Annotated in this window: 3 protein-coding genes; 2 read left to right on the top strand and 1 reads right to left on the bottom strand. The window is 21.6% G+C overall.

The window, feature by feature from the left end; all coding sequences use genetic code 11:
- Nucleotides 1–213 precede the first annotated feature (213 nt).
- The gene (locus tag BGI41_RS06905) at nucleotides 214–702 is read left to right on the top strand and encodes a multiprotein bridging factor aMBF1 (RefSeq protein ID WP_088539829.1); all 489 of its coding nucleotides are present in this window, start codon (nucleotides 214–216) and stop codon (nucleotides 700–702) included.
- A gap of 710 nt (nucleotides 703–1,412) precedes the next feature.
- Nucleotides 1,413–2,657: a proteasome-activating nucleotidase gene (locus tag BGI41_RS06900; RefSeq protein ID WP_088539827.1), complete on the top strand. Its 1,245-nt coding sequence runs from the start codon at nucleotides 1,413–1,415 to the stop codon at nucleotides 2,655–2,657.
- A 370-nt stretch (nucleotides 2,658–3,027) separates the two neighbouring features.
- Here BGI41_RS06900 and BGI41_RS06895 read toward each other — a convergent pair whose 3' ends face one another.
- Entirely contained in the window at nucleotides 3,028–4,017 is a 990-nt protein-coding gene (locus tag BGI41_RS06895; protein ID WP_158211974.1) for a glycosyltransferase family 2 protein, read from the bottom strand.
- Between the last annotated feature and the right edge of the window lie 162 nt (nucleotides 4,018–4,179).

Genomic DNA, 4,179 nt, shown 5'->3' with positions numbered 1-4,179 from the left:
TTATTGGATTTTTAGTTATTTTTTTGTTTTTTATTTTTTTATTAGTTTTTTTATTTTTTCATAAGTTTTTTAATTATTTTTATTGGTTTTTATAGTTTTTTTATTTTATTTTTTATTTTTTAACTAATTTTAGTTAAAAAAATTTTAATTTAGATTTTTTCTTTAGAAAAGTTTAAAAAAACTAAAATACAATTATTAAATATGGATTGTGAAATGTGTGGGAAACCTATTAAAGGAAACCCAATTAGAATAAAAATTGATGGCGCAGTAATGGAAGTATGTAAAGACTGTTCTAAATTTGGAAAAGTTCAAAAGGTTCCTAGACGTTCTAAATTTGCACAAAATAATAAAGGCAAAAATTCTAGGAGAAACAATACTTCAAAAAGAAATTATTCTAGAAAAGAGGAACCTATGGATGAATTAGTTGAAGATTATGGTTCCATTATTAAGCATGCTCGTGAATCTCAAAAACTTTCAAGAAAAGAATTAGGTCAAAAAATTAATGAAAAAGTTTCAGTTATTACAAATGTAGAATCTGGAAAAATGGAGCCTGATTTAAAACTTGCTAAAAAATTTGAGAAAGAGTTAAATATTAAACTTATTGAAAAAGCTGAAACTTTAGATTTAGAATCATTTAAAAACTTAGCTGATGGTCAAAACAGTCTTGCTAATGTTGTTAAATTTAAAAAACCTAAAAAATAGTTGAATTTATTAAATTAATTTTAATACTATTTTTCTATTTTTAAAGTTTCTTTATTTAATTAAGTTTTAGTTTGTTTTTTATTTTTTATTAGATTTTTATTTATTTTATTTTTTCTTTAATATTGATTGTTTTTTTAAGTATTTTATTGTTTTTGTTGATTTTATTTTATTATTTTTTTTTAATTTCTTAGAATTTTTTATATTAATTACATAATTTTATATTTTTAATTATAATTTTCATTATTATATTAACATTTATTAATATATTTTAAAACTTTATTTTTTTATAATTAACTTGTTTAATCTTATTAATTTTTTAAAAACAGTATATTTTATATCTTTTTATTATATAATATCATTGTATTTTCTTTAATTTTATTTTATATAATTATATGGTTAAAATAATTCATAAAATTTATATATTACATAAACAAATACTAATATGATATATAAGGACATAAAATTTAAGTGAATAATGGTATAATTATTGTAGTATAATATTATAAATTTTTAAAATTTAATTAATTAATGTTTTAATCTTTTTAATATTCATTAAATTTAAATATTAGTTTACTTAGATTTTAATTATCAAATTAAACATTATTGTGATAATTAAATCTAAAATTAGACTAATTTTTATTTTAAAACACTTAAGTTTATTTTATTATATTCTTTAATTAGAATTATATACTTTACGGAGCGTTTTACTAATGGCTGAATATAATGAAGATTTTTCAAAAGAATTACTTAGTAAAATTGAAGAATTGAAAGATGAAGTAAATTTGCTTAAAGAAGAAAACACTAAAACTAAACGCAATTTAATGTGGAAAGTTAGGAAATTAGAAAAAGATAAAGTTCTAACTGAAAATGAAAAAATCAGGTTAGAAAGAGAAGTAAAATCTTTAAGAGGTGAAGTTGAAAGATTTAGGTCACCTCCACTTGTCCTTGCAACTATTAATGAAGTTATTGATGATTCTAGAATAACTGTTAAAAGTAGCACAGGTCCAAGTTTCTTAATTAATTATTCTAAATTCATTGATCCTAAATTATTACAACCTGGTGCAAGAGTTGCTTTAAATCAACAAACATTTGGTGTAGTTGAAGTATTACCTTCTGAAAAAGATCCAAGTGTATCTGGTATGGAGGTTGAAGTAAAACCTGATGTTACCTATGATCAAATTGGTGGTTTAGAAGATCAAATTGTTGAAGTTAAAGAAACTGTTGAATTACCTTTAACTAAACCAGAATTATTTGAAAAAATTGGTATTGACCCACCTAAAGGTATTCTTTTATATGGACCACCAGGAACTGGTAAAACTTTACTTGCAAAAGCAGTAGCTAATGAAACAAATGCAACCTTTATTAAAATCGTTGCAAGTGAATTTGTTAAAAAATATATTGGTGAAGGTGCAAGATTAGTAAGAGAAGTTTTTGAACTTGCTAAAGAAAAAGCACCATCTATTATATTTATTGATGAAATAGATGCTGTAGCTGCAAAAAGACTTAAAAGTTCCACTAGTGGTGATAGAGAAGTTCAAAGGACTTTAATGCAATTACTTGCAGAACTTGATGGATTTGAATCTCGTGGAGATATTGGAATTATTGGTGCAACCAATAGACCAGATATTTTAGATCCTGCTTTATTAAGACCTGGAAGATTTGATAGGTTTATAGAAGTACCTGAACCTAATGAAGAAGGAAGAAAACAAATTCTTCAAATACACACTGCTAAAATGGCTTTAGCTGAAGAAGCAGATTTAGATTTACTCGCTGCTTTAACCGATGGTTGTTCTGGTGCAGATTTAAAAGCAATATGTACTGAAGCAGGTATGTTTGCTATTAGAGCAGACCATGATAAAGTTTATGTATCTGACTTTATGGATGCTGTAGATAAAATCATGGGTGTAAACCACGAAGATGATATATCTAAAGAAGCTGGAGTAATGTTTGGTTAAATAATAGTTATACTAATTATTTAACTTTTAAGCTTTAGTTTAGTTAAAGTTTTAACTTTAGCTTTAAATTTTAATTTATTTGCTTTAGTTAAAGCTTTATATTTAAAAAAATTAGTTTAACTTTTTATAAGTTAATTAATTTATTTAAACTGTTTTAAAAATATTTAATGGCCAATGATGAACCCTATGAGCTCTGATCCGTGATGAATGATGGGCGAACTGAGGCCTTTTTTTATTTAAATTTATTATCTATTTTTTTAAGTTTTTTTTATTCTGTTTTTTGGTATTTATTTCCATTCTATTTTTTGAATGTTTTTTACTATTTTTAGAAGTTTTTTTTAATTAATCTTTAAAAATTAAATTTAAAATATTAATTTCTATGTAAATTTTTTAAAAAACTTGAATTAAAGTATATGTTAAAAAGTTTAGATAATAATTTAATTACTAAATATCTTTTTTTAAGAGAATTTTTATAGAATATTTGAGCCCATTTTTCATCAAATTTTAATTTGACATTTGCATAATCTGTAATTTTAGAAATATAATTTATACTTTTCTTCATTGGAATTTTTGATTGTAAAATCAATATGAAAACAGGAATAAACATACTACTTAATACTGATGATATTACATAATCATAATCAAATTTTTTCATATAATCAATATTAAATTTTAGACTTTCAATAATATTAGTTAAATCAGATTCTTTAACTTTATATGATAAGGATTTTTCATTATCTTCACGTATTATATGTTTATATCCATAATATTTTGGTAAAAATTTAATATTTCCACTATGAAAATAAGATTGTAGATTAAAGTAAACATCTTCATTGTATAATAAATTTGGACATTTTATATTATATTTATTAATAAATTCCCTTTTGTAAATCTTATTCCACATATAAGTATCTTGAAGAAGAGTTTTATTTTCTAAAGGATTAATTATAACCTCTGTTAAATTAATATCTTTTGAATTAAATAGTTTATTATCATATTTTGATACTACAACATTAAATTCAGTTTTATTAATTGCATTAAACATAACTTCACAATAATTATTTTTATAATAGTCATCACAATCTAAAAACATTATATATTTTCCTGTAGCTTTGTCTAATGCAATATTTCTTACAGGACCTGGACAACCATTATTTTTATTAAGATAAGTACATTTAATATTCTTATATTTATCTTCATAAGTTTTCATAATCTTTGTAGAGTTATCTGTAGATTTATCATCTATTAAAATTAGTTCAATATTTTCAAAACCTATTGTTTGATTAATAACAGAATCAATACAATGATTTAAATATTTTTCGCTATTATATACTGGTATAATAACAGAAATTTTATACATATGCATCCCCCTTTAATATGTATATTTTGGAGATTATATGATAAAAATTTTTGTATATTTTTCTTTAATTAAAGAATAATTGATTAAAAACAGGTAGAATTAAGATTTATTATTAATTTAAATAGTAATTTAAATTTTAATTATAAATAATACAAATTAAAA

The organism is Methanobrevibacter sp. 87.7 (assembly GCF_002208625.1).
Lineage (GTDB): Archaea > Methanobacteriota > Methanobacteria > Methanobacteriales > Methanobacteriaceae > Methanarmilla.
The sequence above is the reverse complement of the archived record's forward strand: the minus strand, read 5'-3'. Positions and strand labels throughout refer to the sequence as shown.

Coding starts and splice junctions, on each gene's coding strand:
- BGI41_RS06905 (WP_088539829.1), top strand. CDS start 214: ATGTGTGGGAAACCTATTAAAGGAAACCCAATTAGAATAAAAATTGAT.
- BGI41_RS06895 (WP_158211974.1), bottom strand. CDS start 4,017: ATGTATAAAATTTCTGTTATTATACCAGTATATAATAGCGAAAAATAT.
- BGI41_RS06900 (WP_088539827.1), top strand. CDS start 1,413: ATGGCTGAATATAATGAAGATTTTTCAAAAGAATTACTTAGTAAAATT.